21 protein-coding genes and 1 tRNA gene are annotated in these 23,974 nt (G+C 65.7%); 12 read left to right on the top strand and 10 right to left on the bottom strand.

What is annotated here, in order from left to right:
• The first annotated feature begins 103 nt into the window (after nt 1–103).
• The 6 genes from pgk (C448_RS02050) to C448_RS02025 all read left to right on the top strand — a co-directional run bounded on the left by pgk (C448_RS02050) (nt 104) and on the right by C448_RS02025 (nt 4,190).
• Nucleotides 104–823, top strand: a complete 720-nt coding sequence (pgk, locus tag C448_RS02050) for a phosphoglycerate kinase (RefSeq protein ID WP_455429041.1) — start codon at nt 104–106, stop codon at nt 821–823.
• On the top strand, nt 823–1,491 hold the full coding sequence (gene pgk, locus C448_RS02045; RefSeq protein WP_455429042.1) for a phosphoglycerate kinase: 669 nt from the start codon (nt 823–825) through the stop codon (nt 1,489–1,491). Before pgk (C448_RS02050) ends, pgk (C448_RS02045) begins: the two co-directional genes overlap by 1 nt.
• Complete coding sequence (locus tag C448_RS02040) at nt 1,488–1,970, top strand: GNAT family N-acetyltransferase (protein WP_004051546.1); 483 nt, start codon at nt 1,488–1,490, stop codon at nt 1,968–1,970. Before pgk (C448_RS02045) ends, C448_RS02040 begins: the two co-directional genes overlap by 4 nt.
• Before the next feature lie 11 nt (nt 1,971–1,981).
• Nucleotides 1,982–2,055, top strand: a tRNA-Thr gene (locus C448_RS02035).
• A gap of 188 nt (nt 2,056–2,243) precedes the next feature.
• Nucleotides 2,244–2,984: a 3-oxoacyl-ACP reductase FabG gene (gene fabG, locus C448_RS02030; RefSeq protein WP_004051545.1), complete on the top strand. Its 741-nt coding sequence runs from the start codon at nt 2,244–2,246 to the stop codon at nt 2,982–2,984.
• A 99-nt stretch (nt 2,985–3,083) separates the two neighbouring features.
• Nucleotides 3,084–4,190 carry a CobW family GTP-binding protein gene (locus C448_RS02025; RefSeq protein ID WP_004051544.1) on the top strand — a complete coding sequence of 369 codons (1,107 nt, stop codon included), beginning with the start codon at nt 3,084–3,086 and terminating at the stop codon, nt 4,188–4,190.
• A 1-nt stretch (nt 4,191) separates the two neighbouring features.
• On the opposite strand, the gene C448_RS16225 is transcribed toward C448_RS02025, so the two are convergent.
• On the bottom strand, nt 4,192–4,347 hold the full coding sequence (locus C448_RS16225; protein ID WP_004051543.1) for a hypothetical protein: 156 nt from the start codon (nt 4,345–4,347) through the stop codon (nt 4,192–4,194).
• 130 nt (nt 4,348–4,477) lie between these two features.
• Nucleotides 4,478–5,632 carry a glutathione-independent formaldehyde dehydrogenase gene (locus tag C448_RS02020; protein ID WP_004051542.1) on the bottom strand — a complete coding sequence of 385 codons (1,155 nt, stop codon included), beginning with the start codon at nt 5,630–5,632 and terminating at the stop codon, nt 4,478–4,480.
• A 120-nt stretch (nt 5,633–5,752) separates the two neighbouring features.
• On the opposite strand from C448_RS02020, the gene C448_RS02015 reads away from it, so the two are divergent.
• Nucleotides 5,753–6,775: an NADP-dependent oxidoreductase gene (locus C448_RS02015; RefSeq protein WP_004051541.1), complete on the top strand. Its 1,023-nt coding sequence runs from the start codon at nt 5,753–5,755 to the stop codon at nt 6,773–6,775.
• 51 nt (nt 6,776–6,826) lie between these two features.
• Nucleotides 6,827–7,249 carry a Rieske (2Fe-2S) protein gene (locus C448_RS02010; RefSeq protein WP_004051540.1) on the top strand — a complete coding sequence of 141 codons (423 nt, stop codon included), beginning with the start codon at nt 6,827–6,829 and terminating at the stop codon, nt 7,247–7,249.
• Nucleotides 7,250–7,252: 3 nt separating this feature from the next.
• Here the strand turns inward: C448_RS02010 and C448_RS02005 are convergent, their stop codons facing one another.
• Both C448_RS02005 and glmU read right to left on the bottom strand, forming a co-directional pair.
• Nucleotides 7,253–7,432, bottom strand: coding sequence for a DUF7576 family protein (locus C448_RS02005; protein WP_004051539.1), 180 nt, complete (start codon nt 7,430–7,432; stop codon nt 7,253–7,255).
• A gap of 35 nt (nt 7,433–7,467) precedes the next feature.
• Nucleotides 7,468–8,649 carry a bifunctional sugar-1-phosphate nucleotidylyltransferase/acetyltransferase gene (gene glmU / locus C448_RS02000; RefSeq protein WP_004051538.1) on the bottom strand — a complete coding sequence of 394 codons (1,182 nt, stop codon included), beginning with the start codon at nt 8,647–8,649 and terminating at the stop codon, nt 7,468–7,470.
• A gap of 221 nt (nt 8,650–8,870) precedes the next feature.
• Here glmU and C448_RS01995 point away from each other — a divergent pair, with 221 nt between their 5' ends.
• Nucleotides 8,871–9,269, top strand: a complete 399-nt coding sequence (locus C448_RS01995; protein ID WP_004051537.1) for a DUF5684 domain-containing protein — start codon at nt 8,871–8,873, stop codon at nt 9,267–9,269.
• 74 nt (nt 9,270–9,343) lie between these two features.
• Nucleotides 9,344–12,112 (top strand): AAA domain-containing protein, encoded by a 2,769-nt coding sequence (locus C448_RS01990; protein WP_004051536.1) that lies wholly within the window; start codon nt 9,344–9,346, stop codon nt 12,110–12,112.
• A 3-nt stretch (nt 12,113–12,115) separates the two neighbouring features.
• On the opposite strand, the gene C448_RS01985 is transcribed toward C448_RS01990, so the two are convergent.
• A complete protein-coding gene (locus C448_RS01985) occupies nt 12,116–13,477 on the bottom strand; it encodes a sialidase family protein (protein WP_049916025.1) in 1,362 nt (453 codons plus the stop codon).
• Between the two features lie 184 nt (nt 13,478–13,661).
• Here C448_RS01985 and C448_RS01980 point away from each other — a divergent pair, with 184 nt between their 5' ends.
• Nucleotides 13,662–14,414, top strand: coding sequence for an MBL fold metallo-hydrolase (locus C448_RS01980; protein WP_004051534.1), 753 nt, complete (start codon nt 13,662–13,664; stop codon nt 14,412–14,414).
• Nucleotides 14,415–14,424: 10 nt separating this feature from the next.
• Here C448_RS01980 and C448_RS01975 read toward each other — a convergent pair whose 3' ends face one another.
• The 5 genes from C448_RS01975 to C448_RS01955 all read right to left on the bottom strand — a co-directional run bounded on the left by C448_RS01975 (nt 14,425) and on the right by C448_RS01955 (nt 22,813).
• Entirely contained in the window at nt 14,425–15,495 is a 1,071-nt protein-coding gene (locus C448_RS01975) for an mRNA surveillance protein pelota (RefSeq protein WP_004051533.1), read from the bottom strand.
• Between the two features lie 43 nt (nt 15,496–15,538).
• On the bottom strand, nt 15,539–17,626 hold the full coding sequence (gene rqcH, locus C448_RS01970; RefSeq protein ID WP_004051532.1) for a ribosome rescue protein RqcH: 2,088 nt from the start codon (nt 17,624–17,626) through the stop codon (nt 15,539–15,541).
• A gap of 36 nt (nt 17,627–17,662) precedes the next feature.
• A complete protein-coding gene (locus C448_RS01965) occupies nt 17,663–18,694 on the bottom strand; it encodes an NAD(P)/FAD-dependent oxidoreductase (RefSeq protein ID WP_004051531.1) in 1,032 nt (343 codons plus the stop codon).
• 264 nt (nt 18,695–18,958) lie between these two features.
• Nucleotides 18,959–20,608 (bottom strand): tRNA uridine(34) 5-carboxymethylaminomethyl modification radical SAM/GNAT enzyme Elp3, encoded by a 1,650-nt coding sequence (locus C448_RS01960; protein ID WP_004051530.1) that lies wholly within the window; start codon nt 20,606–20,608, stop codon nt 18,959–18,961.
• A 51-nt stretch (nt 20,609–20,659) separates the two neighbouring features.
• Entirely contained in the window at nt 20,660–22,813 is a 2,154-nt protein-coding gene (locus C448_RS01955; protein ID WP_004051529.1) for an OB-fold nucleic acid binding domain-containing protein, read from the bottom strand.
• Nucleotides 22,814–23,372: 559 nt separating this feature from the next.
• On the opposite strand from C448_RS01955, the gene C448_RS01950 reads away from it, so the two are divergent.
• On the top strand, nt 23,373–23,974 hold a 602-nt coding region (locus tag C448_RS01950; protein ID WP_239640507.1), incomplete at its 3' end, for an IS4 family transposase.

The following is a 23,974-nucleotide window of genomic DNA, read 5'->3' as shown; positions in this document are numbered from 1 at the left end:
TGAGTACACATGAAACGGTGGGGGAGACCGTAATAAGTGTTGCTCCCTCCGTCCGGCGATCGGGAGGGAAAGGGATTTGCCGGCGGCCGAAGGAGGGCGCACAATGATCCGAACCCTCGACGACCTCGACTGTGAGGGCGTCGCCGTCGGGGTGCGCATCGACATCAACAGCCCGCTCTCCGAGACGGGGTTGGCCGACGACGCCCGCCTGCGCGCCCACGTCGAGACCCTCTCGGAGCTGCTCGAACGCGGCGCACGCGTGGCGATTCTCGCCCATCAGGGCCGTCCCGGCGACGACGATTTCTCGACGCTCACCGCCCACGCCGACCGTCTCGACGAACTGCTCTCCTTCTCCGTCGACTACTGCGACGCCACCTTCTCGGCCGCTGCCAGGGAGCGCGTCGCCGAACTCGAAGACGGGGAAGCCGTCCTGCTCGAAAACACCCGCTTCTACGCCGAGGAGTACATGGAGTTCGACCCCGAACGCGCGGCCGACACCCATCTCGTCGAGGGGCTCGTGCCCGCGCTCGACGTCTACGTCAACGACGCCTTCGCCGCCGCCCCCCGCTCACAGCCCTCGCTCGTCGGCTTTCCACAGCGACTACCGGGCTACGCCGGCCGGGTGATGGAGCGCGAACTNCCCGCTTCTACGCCGAGGAGTACATGGAGTTCGACCCCGAACGCGCGGCCGACACCCATCTCGTCGAGGGGCTCGTGCCCGCGCTCGACGTCTACGTCAACGACGCCTTCGCCGCCGCCCACCGCTCACAGCCCTCGCTCGTCGGCTTTCCACAGCGACTACCGGGCTACGCCGGCCGGGTGATGGAGCGCGAACTCGACGTGCTTGCGACCATCGAGGACACCCCGCGCCCTCGCGTCTACCTGCTCGGCGGCGCGAAGGTCGGCGACTCGATCGGTGTTGCCCGGAGCGTCCTCGAACGCGGCCTCGCTGACACGGTGCTGACCGCGGGCCTCGTCGGTAACGTCTGCCTGCTCGCCAGCGGCGCGGAACTGGGAACCGCGAGTGCCGAGTTCGTCTACGATCAGGGCTACTGGGACGAGATCGACCGCGCGGGCGAACTGCTCGATGCCCACGACGAACTCCGGGTTCCGGCGGACGTCGCGATCGAGCGAAACGGCGAGCGCCACGAGATCCCCGTCGCGGAACTGCCCCAGGAGACCGAGACGCCGGCGATGGACGTCGGTAGCGAGACCGTCGCCGCCTATTCCGAGATTCTCGACGACGCCGGCACGGTGATCCTGAACGGACCGGCGGGCGTCTTCGAGGAGGAGACGTTCGCCCACGGGACGCGCGAGCTCTACTCGACGGCCAGCGAGGCCGATCACAGCATCGTCGGCGGCGGCGACACGGCGGCGGCGATCCGGCGACTGGGTATCGATGGGTTCTCGCACGTGAGCACCGGCGGCGGCGCGTCACTCGCGCTGCTCGCTGGCGACTCGCTTCCCGCTGTCGAGGCGCTCGACGAGTGACCATCGAAGCGCCCGACACCACGGCCGCGGGCGAGATCGCGGAGCTGTGGGTCGAACTCGCCCGCGATCAGCGCGCGTTCGGCTCGCATCTCCGCGCCGAGCCCAATCGGGCGACCATCCGCGAGGCGATCGTCCGCGACATCATCGCCGGTGGACTGTTGGTCGCCCGTGAGGACGATGTGGTCGTGGGGTTCGTCATGTTTGGGCCCGAATCCGAGCGGTTCGAGCAGGACGTCTCGCGCGGTATCGTCCGGAACATCGTCGTCCGGTCGGAGCGCCGAAACGAGGGCATCGGCGCGGAGCTGCTCGCGGCGGCCGAGCGCGAACTGGCCGCGGCGGGCTTCGACGCCGTCGCCCTCTCGACGCTCGCGGCCAACGAGGCGGCGCGGCGCTTTTACACGCGGGCGGGCTACGAGCCACATCGCATCGACTTCGAGAAGTCGCTCGAAAGCGACAGCGACAAATCGGGCCGTGGGTAAACCGCGAGTGCGCCAGGGGAGCTTGGGTGGTGCAAGCACTCGATTTGTAATCGAGAATTCGTGGGTTCAAATCCCACCCCTGGCTCATCGCTGCGCGAACGGAACGGGCGGAACGTGAGCCGCCCGGTATGAACCCCCCGTTGTTATCAGGGTGTGTGACTTTTCGATCCCGTGTCGTGGTCGACGGTGAGGGCACGGGGGTGCTGTCGCGTGGGCATTGTCGCGAGACGATCGAGACGCCGACGAGTGACCTCCGACGCTCGCAACGCCACAATGAACTCGAAGCAAACGTGCGTCGTGACGGGTGGATCGCGGGGAATCGGACGCGGAATCGCCGAGGAGCTCGGTCGCAACGGCGCGACCGTCGTCGTGAACTACCGATCGTCGGAGGCTGCCGCCCACGAGACGGCAGAGACCATCAAGGACGAGGGTGGGACCGCCGTTCCGCTCCAGGCCGACGTCGCCGAGCCGGACGAAGTCGAGGCCCTGCGCGAGCGGGTCCACGAGCTGTTCGGCCCGATCGACGTGCTCGTGAACAACGCCGGCATCACCGTCGATCGGACGTTCGCGAACATGAGCCGCGAGGACTGGCAGCGCGTCATGGACGTGAACCTGGGTGGCGTCTTCAACTGTACGAACGCCTTCTTCGAGGACATCGGCGACGCCGAGCATGGGCGGTTGATCAACGTTTCGAGCGTCGTCGCCCAGCAAGGCAACTACGGACAGGCGAACTACGCGGCGACCAAGAGCGGGTTGTTCGGCTTCACGCGCACCATCGCACTCGAACTCGCCAGCTCGGGATCGACCGCGAACTGCGTCGCGCCGGGGTTCGTCGAGACCGACATGCTGGACGACGTTCCCGACGACGTGAAGGAGAAGATCCGGCAGCGCATCCCGCTGGATCGCTTCGCCAGCGTCGAGGATATCGCCGGTATCATCCGGTTCGTCGCCTGCGAGGATTCCGAATACATGACCGGCCAAATCCTCGCGGTCAACGGCGGCATGGAGTGGTAGGGGGAAGGCAAGGAAGTGGGGGAGGGGAAGAGAAAGGACGGGGGACGCAGATCGCACGTGGCTGTAAGAGTGTAGTAGCTCCGCCCCGTAGGATGGATGATGACGAACATCACGGCATCGGACTCAATTCCCGTCACAGTCGTGAGCGGCCCGCTCGGTGCGGGGAAGACGACGCTGCTCAACCGATTGCTGGCCTCCCCCGGCGGTCGCGAGATCGCCGTCATCGTCAACGACATGGGCGCGGTGAACGTCGACGCCGAACTGCTCGCGCGCTCGGACGACGCCGACGACCCGGGCATCGTCGACCTCTCGAACGGCTGCATCTGCTGTCGTCTCCAGGACGACCTGCTCACCGAGGCCGCGCGACTCGCCGAAACCCGTCGCTTCGACGTCCTGGTGGTCGAATCGTCGGGTATCAGCGAGCCGGTGCCGGTCGCGCGGACGTTCCTGGAGGGCTCCGACGAGAGCGACATCGATCCGACCGACCACTACCGTCTCGACACGATGGTGTCGGTGATCGACGCGTACGGGTTCTGGAAGGAGTTCGACGCCGGCGCGTCGCTGCCCGCGGGGGCCGAATCCGACATGGACCGCCCGCTCGCGGACGTCCTGATGGAGGGGATCGAGTTCTGTGACGTCCTCCTTCTCAACAAATGCGATATGGTGCCCGACGAACGACTCGACGAGATCGAGGCGACACTCGGAACGCTCCAGTCCCGGGCCGAGATCGTCCGGACGACGCGTTCCGACGTCGATCCGGAACTCGTGCTCGACACCGACCGATTCGACTTCGCGGACGTCACGCGCTCGGCCGGCTGGAAGCAGGCATTGGCGGGCGATGGCCACGACCACGACCGGCCGGCGGCCGCGGCCCACGGCGTCTCGTCGTTCGTCTACACGTCGGATCTGCCGTTCCACCCCGAACGGCTCGACGAGTGGCTCGACTCGTGGACCGAGTCGGTGATCCGGGCGAAAGGCGTCTTCCGACTCGCCGGACGCGACGACGTGATGGGGCTCAATCGGGCCGGACCGTCGGTGCAGGCCGGCCCCATCGGAGAGTGGAACGACGATGACGACCGCCGCACCCGACTCGTGTTCATCGGCAGCGGGATGGACGAGGAGGGGATCGTCGCCGCTCTGGACGACTGTCTGCTCGGCGATGAACCAGAGAATCGCGCGTTCGACGACCCGTTCCCGACGAACTGAGCTACGGCGAGACCTGCTCGCGGAGATCGTCCCACGACTCGTGGAAGCCGTAGTTCGCGTCCGTCGTTTCGTCATCGCGGACGACCTCCTGGTAGGTGTCGTCGTAATCGAGCAGTTTGCCCCAGCCCTCCATGTCGTAGCTACAGTAGATGCACATGGGTGTCGATACCACGACTATCCAGCCATGGGACATAACGTTTGTGCGGGCGTGAGTCGCCCCCTCCTCCCTTGAGCTCACTGGTCGCTACGGGTGTCGCAGGGCGCGCAAAAATCGGTGATCGGCGGAGTTAGGGTTCGAGCAGGACCTTCGTGACGCCTTCCTCGCGGTTGTCGAAGCGCTCGTACATCTCGGGAGCCTCGTCGAGACCCACCCGGTGCGAGACGAGGAAGCTCGGATCGGCGCGATCCTCGATGATGAGGTCGCGGAGCTGGCGGTTGTAGGATTTGACGTCGCACTGGCCGGTGCCGAGCTTCTGGCCCTTCTCGAACAGCAGCCCGAAATCGATGCCCAGTCGCCCTTCGGCGGCCATCTCGTCCGGCGCACCGGGGTCGTCGGGAACGTACAGCCCGACGATGCCGAGCTGGCCGGTCGGACGCACGGTCCGAATGAGGTTGTTGAGCACGTTCGCAGGACTTTCCCGCGCCGGGTCGTAGGCATCGTCGGCCTCCTTGTCGGGGTCGACGGCCTGATAGCCGACCGCGTCAACACCCTTGTCGACGCCGCTGCCGTGGATCTCTTTGATCTGTTCGACCGGGTCGCCCTCCTCGAAGTTGATCGGCGTCGCCGCGCAGTGTTCTTCGGCGAGTTCGAGTCGGCTCGGCACGCGGTCGACCGAGTAGATCTCCGATGCGCCCTGGATCTTCGCGCTGTAGGCCGCCATCAGTCCGACGGGTCCAGCGCCGTAGATCGCGACCGACTCGCCGGGCTGGAGATCGGCCAGCCGCGTGCCGTGCCACCCAGTTGGGAAGATATCGGCCAGCAGCGCGAACGAGTCCTCGTTGCCCTCCTCGGGGAGTGTGAGCGCGTTGAAGTCCGCGTACGGTACGCGGAGCTTCTCGGCCTGCCCACCTTTGTACGGCCCCATCGCGACGTAGCCGTAGGCCCCGCCGGCGAAGCCGGGGTTGACGTTGGTACAGAACCCAGTTTTACCGTTCTCGCAGTTCTCACAGAACCCACAGGCCACGTTGAACGGGAGGACGATCCGGTCGCCCTCTTCGAGCGTGCTGACGCCGTCGCCGACCTCCTCGACGATGCCCATGTTCTCGTGGCCGAAGACGATCCCCTCCTCAGCGGCCGTTCGCCCCTCGTACATGTGGAGATCCGAGCCACAGATGCACGATGTCGTGATGTCGATCACCACGTCGTTGGGGTGTTCGATTGCCGGTTCGTCGACCTCCTCGACGGCCACTTCGTGTTCGCCCTGATAGACGACTGCTTCCATTGACATTGTGTTCCAAAAACACATGCAGGCGAGGTGTGCTTCAATCTTTTGTAATCATTAACGCATATCGATGGCTGTGCGAACCGGAACGTTCCTCCGCCGGTCGGCCGTACCGGCCCCGTGAGCCAGACCAATCGGCAGTTCGTTCTCGGCAAACGGCCAGAGGGCAAGCCCGACCGCGACACCTTCGAGCTGGAGGAAACCGGGATTCCGGAGCCGAAACACGGCGAAGTGCTCGTCCGGACGCTCTTCCTCTCGGTCGATCCGTACATGCGCGGACGGATGCGCGACCGCGAATCGTACGCCGACCCGTGGGACGTGGGCGAGCCGATGGCCGGCCACGTCGTCGGCGAGGTCGTCGACTCCGAACACGACGACTGGCAGGCGGGAGAGTTCGTCTTCGGCAACGGCTCCTGGAGCGAGTACGCGACCCTCGACGGCGACGATCTCACACCCGTCGAACCGAGCGCGAACGTCCCGCTCGAATCGTATCTCGGCGTGCTGGGCATGCCCGGTCGCACGGCCTACTTCGGCACGCGCGAGGTGGTCGAACCGACGCCTGGCGATACGGTGGCCGTCTCGGGCGCGGCCGGTGCGGTCGGCTCGACAGTGGGCCAGTTGGCGTCCTTCGCCGGTGCACGTGTCGTCGGCTTCGCGGGCAGCGACGAGAAAGTCGACTACCTCGAAGACGACCTCGGCTTCGACGCCGGTATCAACTACAAAGAGACCGACGACTACCGCGCGGCGCTCGACGAGGCAGCACCCGAGGGCGTCGACGGCTACTTCGACAACGTCGGTGGGCCTATCTCGGACGCCGTCTTCACGCAGCTCAACGTCGATGCACGGGTCGCGGTCTGCGGGCAGATCGCCACGTACAACGACGAGGGCGTCGCGACTGGCCCCCGGAAGCTCCCGCTGCTCATCCCCTCGCGCGCCCGCGTCCAGGGACTGCTCGTCGGCGACTACGTGGCTCGTTTCGAGCAGGCCAACGCGCGCCTTCAAGAGTGGGTGGAAAGCGGCGATCTCGTCCACCGCGAGTCGATCGTCGATGGCTTCGAGAACGCACCCGACGCCTTCCTCGGACTGTTCGAGGGCGACAACATCGGCAAGCAGGTCGTGAACGTCGCCGAGCCGAGCGAGTAGCTCCGTCCGAAAGCGACGGGTCTACCCCGGATCGTCACCGACTTCGTGGTGATGGCATCCGCTGACGGCACGATCATGCCGGTCGACGACGTTCCTGCCGACACGACGGCGCTGTTCAGGATCCGCGAACGCGATAATGGAGAAACCCACGAGGCCGTTCTCATCGACACCGACGACGGCATCGAAGCGTGGCTGAACCACTGTATGCATTTCACCCATATCGGCCTCGACAAGGGATCGGGCGCGGAGTGCCGGAACGGCGAGATCGTCTGTACGAACCACGGCGCGATGTTCGAGGCCGACACCGGCCACTGCACGTTCGGCCCCTGCGAGGGCGCACGCCTCGCCGATGTCGCCGTCACGGTCGAGAACGGTACTGTCCGACTCGCCGACGACCGCTACGAGTTCGTCGCCACCGGGCCGAAAGCGGACGACGATGTGGATCTCACCTCGACCTCGAACGTCGAGTTCTGACCCTCAGCCCACGAATGCCGCGCGGCAATCCTCGTCACAGAAATGCTCGGTGCTCACCTGTCCGTTTTCGATGCTCGTCAGCACGCGATGGGTCGGCTCGTCGACGATCTTCTCGTCGCAGCTCGCACACGTCGGCGCGCTTCCTTCGGTAGCCTCGCCGACCGCGGACGTCGGATCGTTCATGACCTGTGTTCACATCTCACAGTATAAATACCCGACTACCTGTCGCGAGCGACCGTCTCGTCCGGCTCCGTCCGTGTGCCCGCATCGAGCACGACGCCCGGATAGAGCGTGGTGTGAACTCCCGTTTTCGTGCCATCGCCGACGACGACGCCGTATTTCCGTCGACCGGTGGAGACGCGATCGCCCTTCACGGTCTGATTGACAGGAGAATCGTCGTGGCGGAGGTTGGCGACCGTCGTGTTGGCCCCGAAGTTCACATCCCGCCCCAGAACGCTGTCGCCGACGTACGAGAGATGGGGAACGTGCGTCCCGGCCATCACCACGCTGTTTTTGATCTCGACGCCGTTGCCGACTCTCACACCTTCGCCGAGCAGCGTCGCGCCGCGAACGTAGGCGTTTGGGCCGACGTGCGCGCCCGCGCGGATCAATGCTGGACCCTCGACGACCACGCCCGGCTCGACGTGTGCACCCTCCTCCACCACGACGGGTCCACGGAGTTCGGCGCGCTCGCTGACGTCGCCGTCCACGCGCCCGTCGAGGGCGGCGAGCTTCCACTCGTTCGCTTCGAGGAGTTCCCAGGGTCGGCCGACGCCCATCCAGCGGTCGAGTTCCGTATAGGAGACCTCGTACTCGGCGAACACCCGATCGAGTACGTCCGTGAGTTCGTACTCGCCGCGCTCGCTCTGCTCGACGTCGAGCCATTCGCGTGCCTCGCCCGGCAGGACGCAGGCCCCGGCGCTCACGAGATTCGTCTCGGGACTGTCGGGCTTTTCGGTGACCCCCACCACTCGCTCGCCGTCGGTGTCGAGGACTCCGTAGTTGGAGGGGTTTTCGGCGCGATAGGCGGTGATGCCCGGTGCGTTCTCGAACAGTTCCTGAATACTCGCCGGATCGTAGAGGTCGTCGCCGTAGAGGACGGCGAAGTCGTCGTCGAGGTGTTCGCGTGCGGCGCGGACGGCGTGAGCGGTCCCGAGCTGCTGGTCCTGCGTGGCGTATTTGACCGGGATCCCGCGATACTCCTCGCCGAAATACTCGCGGACGGCGTCGGCCTCGTAGCCGATGACGAGGATCAGTTCGTCCGTGCCGGCCGCGATGGCCGCGTCGGCGGTGTGCGCACAGAGCGGACGGTCGGCGACCGGGAGCATCGGTTTCGGGGTGTGGGCGGTCAGCGGGCGCATCCGTGTGCCTTCGCCGGCCGCGAGGAGCACTGTCTGCATACCGGGGCCGACTCGCTGACGTGAAATAGGCCTACCGTTCGTCGTTGCTGGCAGTGGGGCGCCGTTGGATCACTGTGTTTTCGGACGGATGTTTTCATACGGAGACACACTCCGCTACTCCCCGATTCGATATACCAACTGTTCAGTTTTCTCTATAAATATCTATATTAACTCCTGGAAAATAGAAATATTTAATACACAGCAATCTTTGCACTCAACCGATGTCAGTACTTTCGGAGTTCCTGCTCGTTCCACTACAGAGTGATGGCGGTGGTGCGTTTGGAGCCGTGTCCACACTGATCGCCGTGGTGATCGCGCTCGTTACCCTCGCCGGCATGTGGAAGACCTTCCAGCGGGCCGGCCAGCCGGGGTGGGCCGCGATCATTCCGATATACAACTTCTACGTCATGCTCAAGATCGGCGGCAATGCGTGGTGGTGGGTGCTCGTCATTCTCTTCGTCCCGATCGTGAACTTCTACGGCATGTACAAGATGTTCGCCGGCGTTTCGCGAGCGTTCGGCCACGGTGTCGGGTTCGCTCTCGGGCTGTGGTTTCTGAACTTCATCTTCTGGCCACTGCTCGGGTTCGGCGACGACGAGTACCGTGGTGTCCCACAGTAGCACGAATGGGATAGCATCCACTGACGATGTCGATGACCGATAGCGTTTTTCACCAGCCGACCCCGTTTTAGCGTGTGACCGAACTGCGGGGACCGCTCGTCGAGGTGGGCGAGGAAACGTCGGTGAGCACCGACTACGGCGAGCGCGATTGCGCGGAGCTCACGCTCAGACCCGACGACGGCCGGGCCGCCCCCGTGACGCTCACGCTGTGGGGCAAGTGGACGGAAACCGTCGAATATGCCGAATCGGGCATGGAACTGCTTGCCGTCGATGTCGAAGAAGAGGTGTATCGGGGCGAAACCCAGTACGCGACGATCGGCGATTCGCGAATCGTTGTCGAACCCGATTACCTCGTGAACGTCACCGACGTGCGATCCTGGGTCCAGTGCCCCCGGATGCACTATCTCAACAAACTCTCGGGCGTCCCGCTCAACTATCCGGTGATCAAGGGGACGATCGTCCACGAGGTCTTCTCCGATCTGCTTCGCGGCGGCGACGTCGAGACGGCGATCGATGATCGTGTCACGGAGGCGGGGCTCGACCTCGGGCTGCTCGACCGCGATGCGGCGGCGGTCAGGGACGACGTGGCCGATCACGCCCGCGCCATCGACGGCTGGCTCCGGCAGGGCACTCTCGATGGTGGGGACGAATGGCGCTCCGAGCGAACGCTGATTTCGGAACGGTACGGTCTGAAAGGGCGGGCCGACGCCGTGCGCCGCGGCGCGCCGGTCGAGCTCAAGACGGGCAAGAACACCAACAGCGAGCCGCGATTTCAGGACAAGGTGCAGGTCGCGTGCTATGCACTCCTGCTCGACGAGATGGGTGAGCCACCCGACACCGGGACGCTGATCTACACGAAAAACGCCGCCCTCGACAGGAACGAGACCGACGGCGATCTCTCGCCAGCGAAGGACTTCTCGTTGTCCGATGGATTGTTGGAGTACGTCCTCAGACAGCGCAACGAACTCGCCGCGATGGGCGTCGATCGAACCGTGCCGACGGGCTACGAGGCCAACGCGACCTGCAACTACTGCTTCGAGCAGGACACCTGCATGGTGGTCTCGGGACGGCTCGATCAGGAGTCGAAGGCCGGGAAAATCGGCGACCCGCTCCCCGCCGAGGAACGCGACTATTTCGAGCGTTTTTATCGAGCCATCGAGGACGAACGCCGCGCGGTCCACCGGGAGTACGCCAAGCTCTGGACTCAGAGCGCCACCGAACGCGCCGCCGCCGACCGGGCGCTCGTCGACCTCGAACCAGTGGAAGAGAACGAGGTCGATGGCCGATGGGAGCTCCGCGCGCGCTGTGACGATCCCGTCTCGAAGATCCGCGAGGGCGATGTCGTCCTCGCGAGCGACGGCCACCCCGTGCGGGGGACCGCCGAGATGGCTCGCGTGATCGAACTGGGCGAGGAGGTCGTCGTCAGAACGGACGAACCCGTCGAGCTCCGCCGGCTCGACGTCTATCCCTCCGAGATGGGTGTCGACGGGATGCTCACGGCGCTGCACGACGCGGTGCTCGCCGGCGATCAGGAGCGAAAGGACGTGCTCTTCGACCGGCGCGAGCCGGAATTCCGCGACATCGACGAGACGTTCATCGACAACAACCCTGCCCAGGATCGAGCCGTGCGCATGGCGGTCGGGGCCGACGACTGCGCGCTGATCCACGGCCCGCCCGGCACCGGCAAGACCTACACGATCGCCCGGGCGATCCGGGCGCTGGTCGATCGCGGCGAGCGTGTGCTCCTGTCAGCCTTCACCAACCGTGCGGTCGACAACGCGCTCGAAGCGCTCGAAGAACAGGGGTTCACCGATTTCGTCCGTGTGGGAACCGAAAGCGGCGTGCGCGAGGACATGCAGGACCATCGGCTCGAATCGCGCGGCGACCCCGATGTGCGGGCGCGCGAACTCCGCGAGGCCCCGGTGGTGGCGGCGACGACCGCGAGCTGTGGTTCACGCGTACTGCGCGAGATGGAGTTCGACGTTGCGCTCGTCGACGAGGCTGGCCAGCTCACCGAACCGGCGACGCTCGCCGCGCTCGCGCTCGCCGATCGGTTCGTCCTGGTCGGCGACCACCAGCAGCTCCCGCCGGTGGTACAGTCGGCCGACACCGTGAGCGACGATACGTCTACGTCCGAAGATTCGGCTGCCGCACGCTCGGACGGCGGGCACGCGGACGTCCAGCAGCCGACCGAGTCATCGCCGAGTGGTGGCGGCGAGCGGGCGGCCGACCTCTCACGGTCGCTGTTCGAGCGGTTGGTCGACGAGCATCCGGACGCGTCGGTACTGCTCGACACCCAGTACCGGATGGCCCAGCGAATCCAGGCCTACTCCTCCCAGGAGTTCTACGACGGCGCGCTCCGCCCGGCGAGCGGGGCGGTCGCCGCTCAGCACGTCAGTGACCTCCCGACCGTCGATCCCGACGCGCTTCCCGACTCCCTCGGAAAACGGGTCGCGTTCGTCGATCCCGACGGCACGGCGCAGGGCAACACGAATCCCGCGGAGGTGACGGCGATCGCGGAGCTCGTCGAGCGGGCCGTCGCGGCGGGCATCCCGCGCGAGGAAATCGGTGTCATCGCGCCGTTTCGCGCGCAGGCAGCCGCCATCCGTCGAGAACTGGCTGACGTCGCCGTCGATACCGTCGACCGGTTCCAGGGCTCGGCGAAGGAGGTCATCATCGTCTCGTTCGTCGCCACCGGCGACCTCGACTCGCCGATCTTCGAGGATCACCGACGAGTGAACGTCGCGCTCACGCGCGCGAAGAAGGCGCTCGTGCTCGTCGGCGACGAGGACGCACTCGCCTCGGACGAACGCTACGCGCGGATGGTCGAGTGGGCGAAATAGGGTCTATCGCTCGACGATCGTTCCCTCGGCACCGACCGCGACGACTTTCCCGTTCCCGACCGCGATCCCTCGCAGATCAATAGCGACTGGCGTCTCGACCGATTTCCAATCCCCATCTGTGCGTTCGTACACTGCGCCGCCGTCACCGGCCGTGAACCCCGCTTCGTCGCCGAGGGCGACCGCCGAAAGCGCCTCCTCGGCCGGCCGACGTCGGGTCCAGACCGCGCCGTCGTGGCGGAACAGCGAGCCGTCGTCGGCCGTGACGAGGGTTTCGGTGGCGCTGGCGGCGATATCGGTGAAGGCGGCGTTCGCGTCCTCGATACCGATCCGTTCGAACGATTCGCCGCCATCGGTCGTCTCGTAGACCGACTGGTTGGTGTCACAGAGGTAGCCGAGATCGTCGTCGACGAATCTGATCGAAGAAATACTCGACCCGCTGCCCGGTTTCTCGATGTCCTCCCACGAGACCGTGCCCTCCCCGTAGCTGCCATGGAGGAGTTCGCCCGAGCCGTTGACCAGGTAGAGCCGCTCGTCGCCCGATTCGCCCGTCACGGCGACGTCTTCCCAGGTGCTGGTCCGATCCTTCGGCGCGGAGTGATCGGTGAGTGTTCCGTCCGCGTAGCGCCCGAGCACGCCGCTGTCGCCGGCGAACCAGATGGTCTCACCGTTGTCAGTCGCGTCTACGCCGCGCAGCACGTTCGCGTTCGCCGTCGGGCCATCGTCGAGCGCCACCATCCACTCATCACCATCGCTGACGAGCACGACCCCGCCCTCACCGACCGCGTACGCGCCCTCGCGGGCCGCGACGACGTCGAGCAGCGATCGATCAGTCGGCGTGTCGATCTCGGTCCAATCCGGTTCGGTCGGTTCGTCGCCGTCGCGATCACTGTCGTCGCTTGTGGATACGGGTTCATCGGTCCCGTCGTCGATGCGCTCCTCGTCATCATTTCCGTCGGTTGCGGACGCCGTACCCGAGGTATCGACGCTGGTCGACTTATTGGTCGTTCGGCGCTCGGCCGTCGCATCGGTCCCGGGACGATCGACTTGCCCGTCACTGCGATCGTGGCTGTCGTCGCTATCGTGTGTTTCGTCGGTCCTCGCGTTGCCCCGGTCTGGATCGTCGTCAGTAGATGCATCCTCGCCGACGACCGACGGGACCCTCTCGCCCTCGCCCGTGAGATAGAGAAAGATCGGCGGGAGGACGTAGACGGCGATCGCCAGGAGGATGAACGACCGATTGCCGGTGAAACTGGCCCAGAGCCCGATGGCGGTGAGCGCGGCCGCACTCGCGGCGTGGACGCCCGAACGGGCGTACTGGCGGTAGTACGCGAAGAAGCCGCTCCCACTGGCCGAGGAGTCTGCCATCGCCGGGCGTGGGGCGGTAGCGCTCATGAGCCTTCGGCTTGATGCTGTCGATCGGATTCGATCCGAACTATCTCCTCAACATCAGGGTCCGGTAGCCGATCCTCACGACACACGGCTCTCCGATCGACGGTACGAACCGACGCGCCAGCGAGCGTCTTTTCCGCGCTGCCGTCACTCATCCACCATGCGCGTGACTTTCCTCGGAACCGGCGCGGCGATGCCGAGCGGCCGGCGTGCGCAGACCGGACTGCTGCTCGACGCCGACGGCGACACCCTGCTCGTCGACTGCGGCAGCGGCGTCCTCAACGCGCTCGCACGGACCGACGTGGGCTACGAGGGCGTTTCGACGGTTCTCCTGAGCCACCACCATCTCGACCACGTGGCCGACCTCCTCCCTCTGATGAAGGCCCGCTGGCTCGCCGGCGCGGAGCATCTCGAAATCGTTGGCCCGCAGGGCACCAAAGCCCTGCTCGACGGACTGCTCGACGTCCACGAATACATGGACGGCCGCATCGACCTCCGGGTGCGCGAAATCGGTGCGGAATCGTTCTCTGCCGCCGGGTTCGACGTCGATGCCAAGGAGACTCGCCACTCGATGGACTGTCTCGCCTATCGGTTCACGCACGGGGAAGGACCGGCGTTCACCTTCAGCGCCGACAGCGAGGCGTTCGAGGGCCTGGCGAACTTCGCCGATGGTTCCGCCGTACTGGCCCACGACTGCTCGTTTCCCGACGAGGTGGACGTCTCGAACCACCCGACGCCGAGCCAACTGGGCGAAACGCTCGCCGATTCGGGAACCGACGTCGGGCGGCTCTATCTCACCCACCTCTACCCCCATACCGAGGGTCGCCACGAGGAGATGCTCGAATCGATCGGCGAGCGCTACGACGGCGACGTCAGGTTCGCCCGTGACGGACTGACGGTCGAAATCGAGTAGTTCGTCCGGCTCATTCCAGACGATAGCGCAACAGCGCCGCGATCCCGCCGAGCGAATCCAACTGATCGCCGGGCGCGAACTCGCTCGAAAAGACAGTCACGGAACCGCCCTGCTGTTCGACGCGCTCGATGATCTCGTTCACGTCGATCCCCCACTCGCCGTCGCCGGCGCGCTCCGCGCGGAGTCGTTCGTCGAGTATCAACAACTCCTCCACGGCCCCGAACTCGGTGGCTTCGGCGACTTTCTCGATACCGTAGGTTGCCTCCGCGCCCTGTCCGATGCGGGCGGTGAGCTCGTCGATCTTCCCGGCCTCCTCGGCGATGCGTGTCTCGGCCTGGACCTCCTCGACCGCACCGCGCTTGAGCACCTCGTGAACCCCGCGATCGCCGATAGCGCTCGTGTCGACGGTCGCTCCGAGTTTGTCCAGCAGCTCGGGTGCGTTTTGCTCGATGTATTTTTTCGCGTCTTCCTTGGTGAACCCCGGACCGGCGAGGAGGATCGCATCGACGTCGAGATGCGAGAGCGCGCTCGCCAGTTCGGCGAACAGTTCGGAGCGCTCGCGGGCGTACTCGCCCTTTCCGGTGGGGCCAGTGAAGGACGCGTACTCCTCGGCACCGTACTGGGCGACGGTGTGGATCGAGGCCGCACCCTCCTCTACTGTGGCGATCGCCACGTCGGCGTTCTCGGTCGCCTCGACGGCCTCCTCGATGCGCTCGCGCTGGTCGGGTTGCCAGACCTTTTCGATCTCGACCTCCGCGCGCTCCTCGACGTTGAGCGTGTGGTGATGGCCGATCTGGTCCTCACGCGAGGCCGATTCGATCGTGCCCGACACGCGGAGTCGATTGGCGAACTTGTGAAACTCGCTGTCCTCCACGCTGATCGTCACCGACATCGGCTCGCGCTCGCCGCCGGTGTCGCGCATCCGGTCGTCGTCGCGCTGGATGCGCCGGGTGGTCTCGCCCGAGACGAGATCGCCGGGTTCGAGCACGTAGGAGAGATGCCAGAGATCGTCGAGACTCTCGGGAACGAGCGTCCAGCGTTCGCGCCCGCCGTCGAGTCGCGTGCGGCCGTTGATCTGCATACCACGACTGGGTGGGCGAGCAGTAAGTGCGCTGTCGTTGGGCTCAGTCGACGATCCGACTCCCACCCGGCGGCAGGAACTCCGCGATCAGATCCGGACTGGCGACTTTGCGAACAAAGGACGTGTCCTCGAATCGCTCGCGGAACTCCCGATACAGTCGTTTCGCGGCGTCGTTCTGTGCGTACTGCCCCGGCTCGACCTCGATCGCGGTCTCGGTGCGATCGGCGATGGCCGACGGCGGCCCGCCGACCACGCGCGTCTCGGGCTCGCAGGTGATGCCGACAGCGACGCCGACGGCTGTATCTCGGAAGTAGGTGCGGTCGCCGCGGATGGCGAACCCGCCCTTTTCGAGATATTCGCCGCTCTCGGGCGTCTTCGAGACCTGGTCCGGCTCGGCCATGTAGGCGTCGCCGGCGAAGCGCCCGTTCTTCCAGACGGTCGAGTACGAGACGGCGAACTGGGCGGCCTCCTCCAGACTCCGATCGGGGAGGTCGATCTCGCGGGTCGGCTCGCTCGGGCCGGTAGCCTTCAGGATCGTCACCGGCCCGCCCTGGACCTGCGTGTGGAAGAAGCGATCGCCGCGATCGAGATATTTCTTCACCAAGTCCTCGTTCTGGTCGGCGTTGCGCCCGCCGATCACCAGATAGCCGTCGCTCGTGTGGAACCATCTGAATCGTTCGTACCACTGTTCGTTCTTCCTGGTCGGGATCGATCGCCGCGAGAGCCAGTCGACGTCCTCGCTCTCCTCGTCGGGATCGTCGTCGACGTCGCCGGCCTCCCACTCGTCACGCTGGCGCTCGATCGCTTCGAGTTCCTCGCGCGTCTCGACGACGGCCTCCTCGGCACCCTCCTTCTTCTCGACGACGCGTTTGGCCTCGCGGTAGAGCCGATCGGCGTTCTGTTCGACGCCTTCCTGCGGGTCGAGTTCCACGTCGCGGTCGTCGATCTCGATGGTGACGGTGCCCTCGCTCGGCTCGATGCCCGTCACGGCCCCGGCGGCCGCGATCCCGCGCTCCTCGCCCTCGGCGAACCGCTCCTCGATGGCCTCCCAGCCGATGCCTTCCTCGCGCGCGTTCCTGACCGTGGTGAGGATCTCGTCAACGAGCTCGTAGTTCGCGTAGAGCGACTCGGCCGTCTCGCGCTCGCGGTCGGCCTGTGCCTCGAAATCCTCGATTGCCCCTTCCTGCTGGTCGATGATGCGCTGCTGGCGTTCGATCTGTTCCTCGAAGTCGGGACGCTCGCGCTCGCCGCTCTCCTCGTCCTCGGTGGTGTCGAGTTCGACGAAATACGCGTCGAGTGCCGCCGTGAACGAGTCGAACTCCTCGCTATCAAATTCGGCGCGCTCGTCGAGCGGAAAGGGCGTGACGTCGACCGGCTCGCCGTCGTCGCGGTAGATACGGGGATCGAAATCACCGCTCGAAAGCTGTTCCGAGAGTCCGGTGAGTGCGTCGTAGAGCACCTCGAACTCGGTCTCATCGGCCTCTTCGATTGCCAGCTCCTTCTCGACGCCCGCGCGAGTGCAGAGCTCCTCGCCGTAGAGTCCGCCGAAGTTGAGCTGGGTGGCGAGCGTGCGCACGAGATCGGTGTTCGACTCCTCCATCCGGGCGGCAAAGCCGTCGTAGTCGACCGCGAGCGGGTCGAAGCGTGTCGAGGGGAACTCGTACTGTGCGCCCGGGGCCACGGTCCGGGACTGGAGACGGACGGTGTTGAGACAGTCGACCACCTCGCCGGTCGCGTCGAGAACGGCGACGTTTCCCTCGCCGAACAGCTCGGCGACGACCTTCGTGTTTCGATCCCCGCGTTCGAACTCGAAGGTGAGCACGCGATCGAAACCGAACTGCGAGACGCCGGCGAAATCCGCGCCCGAGAGCCGGTTTCTGAGCATCTTCGCGAACCCGGGCGGGCGACCCGGCGCGTCGGGGACGTGTTCGGGCGAGACGACATGTGCGCGCTTGGTCTCGCCGACCTCGATCAGCAGTTCGACCCGGCCGCGATCGAAATCCCTGAGCTTGAGGCGTAGCAGATCGTCGCCGTAGAGATAGGCCTTGTCGAGCTTCGCGCCGGCGTACGTCCCGAGCTCGGTGACGAGGGCCGCGAGGTCGACGCTGGTGAGCTCGCGCTTCGGATCCATACCTGTCCTGTGTACGGACGCCGAAAAGAGGTGTCGTTACGCGCGCTCTCGGATGCGCTCGCCGGCGTCGAGGCCGCTGTCGAGCGCGAGATGGATTCGTCCCTCGCCCGCGACCCAGTCGCCGGCGAAGAAGAGGCCGTCCGCCTCGGCACGGGCTAGCAGCTCCGTATCGACGCCGTCGTCGGGCTGGGCGAGCCGCCAGCCCTTGCTGTCGACCCAGTCCGGAGCGGCGAGGCGCTCGTCGTCGAGCAGTTCCGCGACCGAATCGGCCGCCGCGGCCGCGATCTCGTCGGTGGGCTCGCCGTAACGCTCGGCCGACCAGTCGGGTGCCAGCTGGACGATCAGCACCGACTCACCCTCCGGAACGTGGCCCGGCTTGCACTCCTCGCGCGAGAGCCAGCCGATCTCGTGTTCGCCGTCGGTGTTCACGAGCGCGTAGTACGGCCGATCGAGCGCGAACGGGTAGTGCAACACGGTGGTGATGGTCGTCCGATACGGCACCGCGCCGATGCTCTCGACGAGCTCCTCACGGAGATCGTTCTCCCACCCCGCGCTCGCCACCAACTCCGCCGTCTGCGGGGCGGGCGGCGTACATACCAGCGCATCAAAATTCCCGCAGTCGTCACCGTCCACGTTTTCGAGCCGCCAGCCATCCGTGCGCTCGATCCCGCCGATGCGGGTGTCCGTCTCGATCGTCGCGTCGGTGCGCTCGAACAGCCGGTGGGGCAACTGCTCGATGCCGTCGCGGTAGGTCCACTTCCGCTCGTCGCTGTCGTGACCCTCGCTGATCTCGTTCGCGCCGTCGAACGTCCAGACCGGTGCATCGATATCGACCAGTCCCGACGCGTCGAGATCGGGGAGGAGATCGTCGGCACTCCCTTCGTCCTTGCAGTAGTTCGCGCCGTAGTCGTACCGACAGCCGTCCCGTCGTCGGGTCGCGGTCCGGCCACCGATCGACGACGCCTTCTCGAAAACCGTCACGTCCGCCGCGTCGTCGAGCGCGTACGCCGCCCCCGCGCCGGCGACGCCGGCACCGACGATGGCGACGTTCATCGCGGCCTTCCCCATTGCGAACGGCTCTCACTCATCGGCTACGCTATGGATTCCGAACGGTAAACGAACTCGGCTCACACCAACTCCGGAATGTCGATCGAAAAGGGGACTGAACCCCTGAACCGACTCCGCACCCCACGAGTGGGTCCGTCCGTGGCATCACCTGCGGCGTCCCCGTACCCTCTCGCGCACCCCTCCTACATAAATCAACTGGCCGATTCGGCGGTTTCAGCGATCCAAACCCCCGTTTTCGGCAACTCAAATGAACGGAATTCCTGTTTACAACCGCTTCGAGACGTACGGACCGTCCTGGTGATAGCCCCGGTTCCGATAATATTCACGGGCCCCGATGCCGCTGATGACGCTCAGTTTGTCGAACCCGGCGTCGGCGGCCATCGCCTCGGCGTGGTCGAGGAGTTTCCCGCCGTAGCCCCTGTGCTGCCAGTCGGCGCTCTCGTCGCCGACCTGGACCATCGGGCCGTAGACGTGGAGTTCGCGGACGATGGCCGCGTTTTCGAGCTCGCGACGCACGGGATCGTTCGGAAAGCGCAGCCGACAGAACCCCACCAGCAGGTCGCGGTCGGGGTCCTCGTAGCTGATGAACTGCTCGGTGCCACCGCCTGACTCGTAGGTCAGCACGTCCCGTTCGACGTTCTCCGGGGGCTCCCCGTTCATCCCGACCTCTCGACATCTGATGCAGTCACAGTCCCAGCCGTGTTCGTCCATCCGCTGGCGCGCGAGCTGGCGGAGGTTCGACTTCCAGACGCCCGCGTCGATGAAGTCCGCCGGGATGTCGCGCTGCACACGTTGCAGGCGGACGTATTTGGGTATCATCGACTTGATCTCGGCGACCAGTTCGGCGGCCGTCTCGTTGTCGAGCGGCTCGAACTCCTCGTTTCGCCACATGTCGTAGGTCGCCGTCCCGCGCACGACCAGCATTGGGTAGATCTTGAGATAGTCCGGCCGCCACTCGCTCTCCTCGAACAGCCGGCGGAAGTCCTCGATACACATCTCCCGCGTCATCCCGGGCTGGCCGGGCATCATGTGGAAGCCGACTTTGAACCCCGCGTCCCGCAGCCGGCGGTTCGCGTCCACGGAGGCCTGCGTGCCGTGCCCGCGATGCATCGCGCGGTTGATTTCATCATACGTGGTCTGCACGCCGACCTCGACTTTCGTCCCGCCGAGATCGAGCATCCGGTCGATCTGCTCGGGGTCACACCAGTCGGGTTTCGTCTCGAAGGTCGTTCCGATGTTGCGAACCCGCGCGGTCTCGTTGTCGGCGATCACGTCCTCCAGGTATCGAAAGTCGTACTCGCCGGGCTCCTGCGCGAAGCTCTCGCTCTCGGAGGGGGTCGGCTCGGCATCGGGATCGAACTCGTTCAGCGCCTGAAGCGCCCGCTTGACGAACCACTCCTGGTAGTCGTGGCTCCGGGCGGTCATCGTCCCGCCCATCAGTATCAGCTCGACCTTGTCGACCGGGTGGCCGATCTCGCGCAGCTGATTGAGGCGAAGTGTGACCTGGCCGTAGGGATCGTAGTCGTTCTGGACGCCCCGCGCGGCGGCCGGTTCGTGGCCCGTGTAGCTCTGCGAACTCGAAAACTCCGAGCCAGGGCCGCCGGGACAGTAGAGACACTTCCCGTGCGGACACATATGCGGGCTGGTCATGATCGCCACCGGCGAGACGCCCGAGGCCGTCCTGACGGGTTTTCGCTGGAGCACTTTCTCCAGTTCTTCGCGGCGGCCCTCCGGCGCGTGGTCCATGATCTCGGAGTTCTTCGGGACTTTCGGCGCGGAGTGGGTCGAACAGGCCTCGAGTTTCGCTGCCTCGACCTCGCCGCGTTCGATCTCGCCGTCGAGAATCCGCTCGATAAGCGTCTCGCAGGTCCGCTCGAACGCCGCTGATTCGGTCGGCGGAATCTCGGTACTCATCGCACTCGTAGAAAACAGTCGCGTCGTGTGAATAAGGCTGTTGTTGCCGACCTACGACCGCTCGGCGACCGCTTCGATCGCCGCCTCGCGGACGGCCGCGCGCTCGCCGACCAGGAAGGTCAGCCTGTCGTCGCCGGTCGCACCGACCGACACGTCCGCGTCGGGCGCGCCGTCGGCGACGTCCGCGGCGACGGCGTCGAGATCGAGGGCGTCGACGTGCCGGACGAGCAGTTCGTCCTCGCCGATCCCCAGCAGCACCGGTGCGTCGTCGCGGGTCCGACGGTGGAGTTCGTCACAGAGCAGGCCCGTCGGCGGGAAGTCGTAGCGGTGGGTGAACGCGTCCGTGTCGAGCACGTTCACGGCCGTGCCGTCGACCTCGTGCCGTTCGAGATGCGTCCGTGCGGTCTCGAGTGCCGTGTCGAGCTTCTCGCGGAACTGGGTCGCCAGCCGCGCCGCGAGCGACTCGCGCCCGTCGAACAGTAGGTCGGCGACGAGCTCGCGCTTGTCCTCGTAGGCCTGGTAGTTCGCGACGAGCGCGACCGACTGCCGGAGATCGCGTGCTCGATCGGGGTCGTAGCCCGCTTCGCTGGCGAGCTCGGCGTACGCCTCGGGTGTGTCCTCCCAGAAACTCACTGCCGGTAGGTGTTCGAGATCGTCGCGCGCGTCAGGATCGACGTGGACGGCGACGGTCGCCGCGATCGCGCTCGCGGTCGTCCCCGCAGTATCGACGAATGCCTCGGCCGTCTCGCCGTTGGTAGCCCCGTCGGAAACGACGGCCCGATCGGCGTCGTACACCGAGAGCAGCTCCAGCCCGTCCTTCGAGGCCCCGGTCCCACCGACGCCACAGAAGACGAACAGCGGGATCTTCTCGTCGTGGCGCTCGTTGGCGTCCAACATCTTCGTCACGTCGCGCGTCGCCGAGTTCATGTCGTAGACGCCCTCGCCGAGCGGTCGGCGATCGAAGTAGTGGTACTCCGCGTCGCGCTCGGCGTGTTCGTCGCGAACGAGGGGCAGCGTCGCCCGCTCAATGGCGCTGGCAGCGACGTAGCCGTCGGCGCTGGCGTCGTGACGGACGATGACGGGTCGTGAATCCAGCACGGCGCGACGGATCAGTCCCGCGAGATCGCGGATCTCGTCGAGGCGATCGTCGACCGCCCCGTCCTCGACGAGCGGCGCGACCGCTTCGGGCTGGGCCTGCTCGGCGAGTGCCTCCTCCATCCGGTCCTCGACGGCCTCGCGCTCCTCGTCGTCCAGCACGGCGAGCCCGGACGCCTCGATCTGGATCTCCTCGCGGTGGCGCTCGATGCGCCCCTCGATTGCGACGACCGCACCCTGCTCGACGTCGGGGTACGCGCGAACGCCGGCCTCCTCGAAGGCCGCACAGTCCACCGTACCGGTTTCGTCGTGGAGCGTGAAGACGGTCGGGCCACCGGTCTGGCGCACCGAGGCGACCGCGCCCTCGACACGCACTTCGTCGCCGACGCGCGATTCCAGCTCGTCGATGGCGACGCGCTCGCGCCCCTCGTCGGGTTCGGCAAGTGTCGCCTCGCCGTCGTCGGCCGCCGATGCGGCGCTCGTACCGGTTGCTCTCTTGGTGTTCGTGTCGGTTTCCGATTCGGTGCTCGCGCCGTCGATGTCGACCGTCGCCGAGCTCTCGCCCGTCTGTGGCTCGTCGGTCGTCGCCGAGCTCTCGCCCGTCTGTGGCTCGTCGGTCGTCGCCGAGCTCTCGCCCGTCTGTGGCTCGTCGGTCGTCACCGCACTCTCGTCGGCGTCGGCCGCCGGACGTCCGGCGACCGCGCGCTCATTTGGGTCTGGGGCCTCCGCTTCGTCGGGGAGTTCGTCACCTTCTGGCGTGTCGACGAGGCTGCCGCGGAACTCGCGGTCGGCCTGGCGGATCGACCACGTGAGATCGACGTTGCCGTTGTCGTGGACGTCCGTGACCTGGACGTAGACCGTGTCGCCCGAGTCCCAGTCGAGGCTCTCCAGACGGCTGTCGAGCTCACTGCGATGGAGCAGTCCGGTGACGCTGTCGCCGATGTCGATGAAGACACCGAACTCGGCGAAGCCGTCGACCGAGCCGCGGTAGAAACGACCGGGCGTGAGTTGGTTCGCGTGCGATCCCTCGAATGCGAAAACGACGTCCTCCTCGTGACTCTCGCAGATGTAGCCATCCGTGGAGGTGCCGCAGATGATACAGCTACCCATTGGCTCAACGTACGGCCGGGCACTAAAACGGTTGTCGAAACGCGACGCGTGAACGAACCGTCGGATCGTCGCTCTGACGAGACAGCAGCGACATATCGGTCCGGTCGGCGCGAACACTGTGCGAGGTCTGCACGAGCACGGCGAGTGCAGGCTCGTCAGAACTCTGTTCCGGTGGATGAGCGAGTGAGTGAAACGAACGAGCGAATCGGCAGGGGAGGTGTGTGGGCTGTTGCGGTGCTGGTACAGGAAGTAGTGGTGTCCGCGTGAACGCAGTGAGCGCGGTTCGCCGTGAGCGAGGCGAAGCCGAGCGAGCGGGAGTTTTTAGTCCAGGTTTTTCAAGGAGTGGTAGCCGACCGCAGGGAGGCTACCCGACGCAGAAAAAAGTGGGAGCCGAATCGGTTGGGGAGGGACGCATCCGTTCTAGGCTAACTCTGAGATAGCCGAAGAACGCCAGTTGTTAGCGCTCTGAGAAGCCGGTGGAGAGTGAATGGAACTCCCACCNTCTGAGATAGCCGAAGAACGCCAGTTGTTAGCGCTCTGAGAAGCCGGTGGAGAGTGAATGGAACTCCCACCGGATACGGTGATAGAGGAACGGTTAGTGGAAACGTTTCCGAACAGCCGGCTGCGCGAGCTTGCTCGCGCAACCGGGCTGATCCAACGCGAGGGCGGGAAACTGAAAGCTGACGCCCTCTTCTGGTCGCTCGCTATCGGCTTCCTCTCCGGTAACTACAGAACTCTTGAAGAATTCCGCCAGGAATACATCGAAACCTTCGGCGGCTCGCTCGAATACTCCTCCTTCCACGAGTGGTTCATGCCCGCCCTCTGTGACTTCCTTCGAGCGGTCCTCAAGCACGCGCTTGAGGACCTCGAACACGACAACGACCGTCTCCAGGGCCGCTTCGAGCAGTTCCGAGAGGTCTTCATCGCGGATGCGACCGTCATCACGCTGTATCAGTCGCTGTTCGATACGTTTCCGGGCTATGGCGACGACCACGCTGGAGCGAAGCTCCACGTGGTCGAAGCCGTCAGTAGCGGCCTCCCAGCTGAATTCGGCATCACTGACGCGCGTACGCATGAGTTTACGCAACTCTCCACAGGTCCGTGGGTGGAGAATGCGTTGCTGCTGTTCGATCAGGCGTACTTCGATTATCGCACGATGGA

This window comes from Halococcus morrhuae DSM 1307, assembly GCF_000336695.1.
In the GTDB taxonomy this organism is placed as follows: Archaea; Halobacteriota; Halobacteria; order Halobacteriales; family Halococcaceae; genus Halococcus; species Halococcus morrhuae.
Note: the sequence above shows the minus strand (reverse complement) of the source record. Positions and strands in the feature narration are given on the sequence as shown.

Bases quoted from the DNA above. Each gene is read 5' to 3' on its own strand.
- pgk (WP_455429042.1), top strand. From the start codon at position 823: ATGGAGCGCGAACTCGACGTGCTTGCGACCATCGAGGACACCCCGCGC.
- fabG (WP_004051545.1), top strand. From the start codon at position 2,244: ATGAACTCGAAGCAAACGTGCGTCGTGACGGGTGGATCGCGGGGAATC.
- C448_RS02025 (WP_004051544.1), top strand. From the start codon at position 3,084: ATGACGAACATCACGGCATCGGACTCAATTCCCGTCACAGTCGTGAGC.
- C448_RS16225 (WP_004051543.1), bottom strand. From the start codon at position 4,347: ATGTGCATCTACTGTAGCTACGACATGGAGGGCTGGGGCAAACTGCTC.
- C448_RS02020 (WP_004051542.1), bottom strand. From the start codon at position 5,632: ATGGAAGCAGTCGTCTATCAGGGCGAACACGAAGTGGCCGTCGAGGAG.
- C448_RS02010 (WP_004051540.1), top strand. From the start codon at position 6,827: ATGGCATCCGCTGACGGCACGATCATGCCGGTCGACGACGTTCCTGCC.
- C448_RS02005 (WP_004051539.1), bottom strand. From the start codon at position 7,432: ATGAACGATCCGACGTCCGCGGTCGGCGAGGCTACCGAAGGAAGCGCG.
- glmU (WP_004051538.1), bottom strand. From the start codon at position 8,649: ATGCAGACAGTGCTCCTCGCGGCCGGCGAAGGCACACGGATGCGCCCG.
- C448_RS01995 (WP_004051537.1), top strand. From the start codon at position 8,871: ATGTCAGTACTTTCGGAGTTCCTGCTCGTTCCACTACAGAGTGATGGC.
- C448_RS01985 (WP_049916025.1), bottom strand. From the start codon at position 13,477: ATGGCAGACTCCTCGGCCAGTGGGAGCGGCTTCTTCGCGTACTACCGC.
- C448_RS01980 (WP_004051534.1), top strand. From the start codon at position 13,662: ATGCGCGTGACTTTCCTCGGAACCGGCGCGGCGATGCCGAGCGGCCGG.
- C448_RS01975 (WP_004051533.1), bottom strand. From the start codon at position 15,495: ATGCAGATCAACGGCCGCACGCGACTCGACGGCGGGCGCGAACGCTGG.
- rqcH (WP_004051532.1), bottom strand. From the start codon at position 17,626: ATGGATCCGAAGCGCGAGCTCACCAGCGTCGACCTCGCGGCCCTCGTC.
- C448_RS01965 (WP_004051531.1), bottom strand. From the start codon at position 18,694: ATGGGGAAGGCCGCGATGAACGTCGCCATCGTCGGTGCCGGCGTCGCC.
- C448_RS01960 (WP_004051530.1), bottom strand. From the start codon at position 20,608: ATGAGTACCGAGATTCCGCCGACCGAATCAGCGGCGTTCGAGCGGACC.
- C448_RS01955 (WP_004051529.1), bottom strand. From the start codon at position 22,813: ATGGGTAGCTGTATCATCTGCGGCACCTCCACGGATGGCTACATCTGC.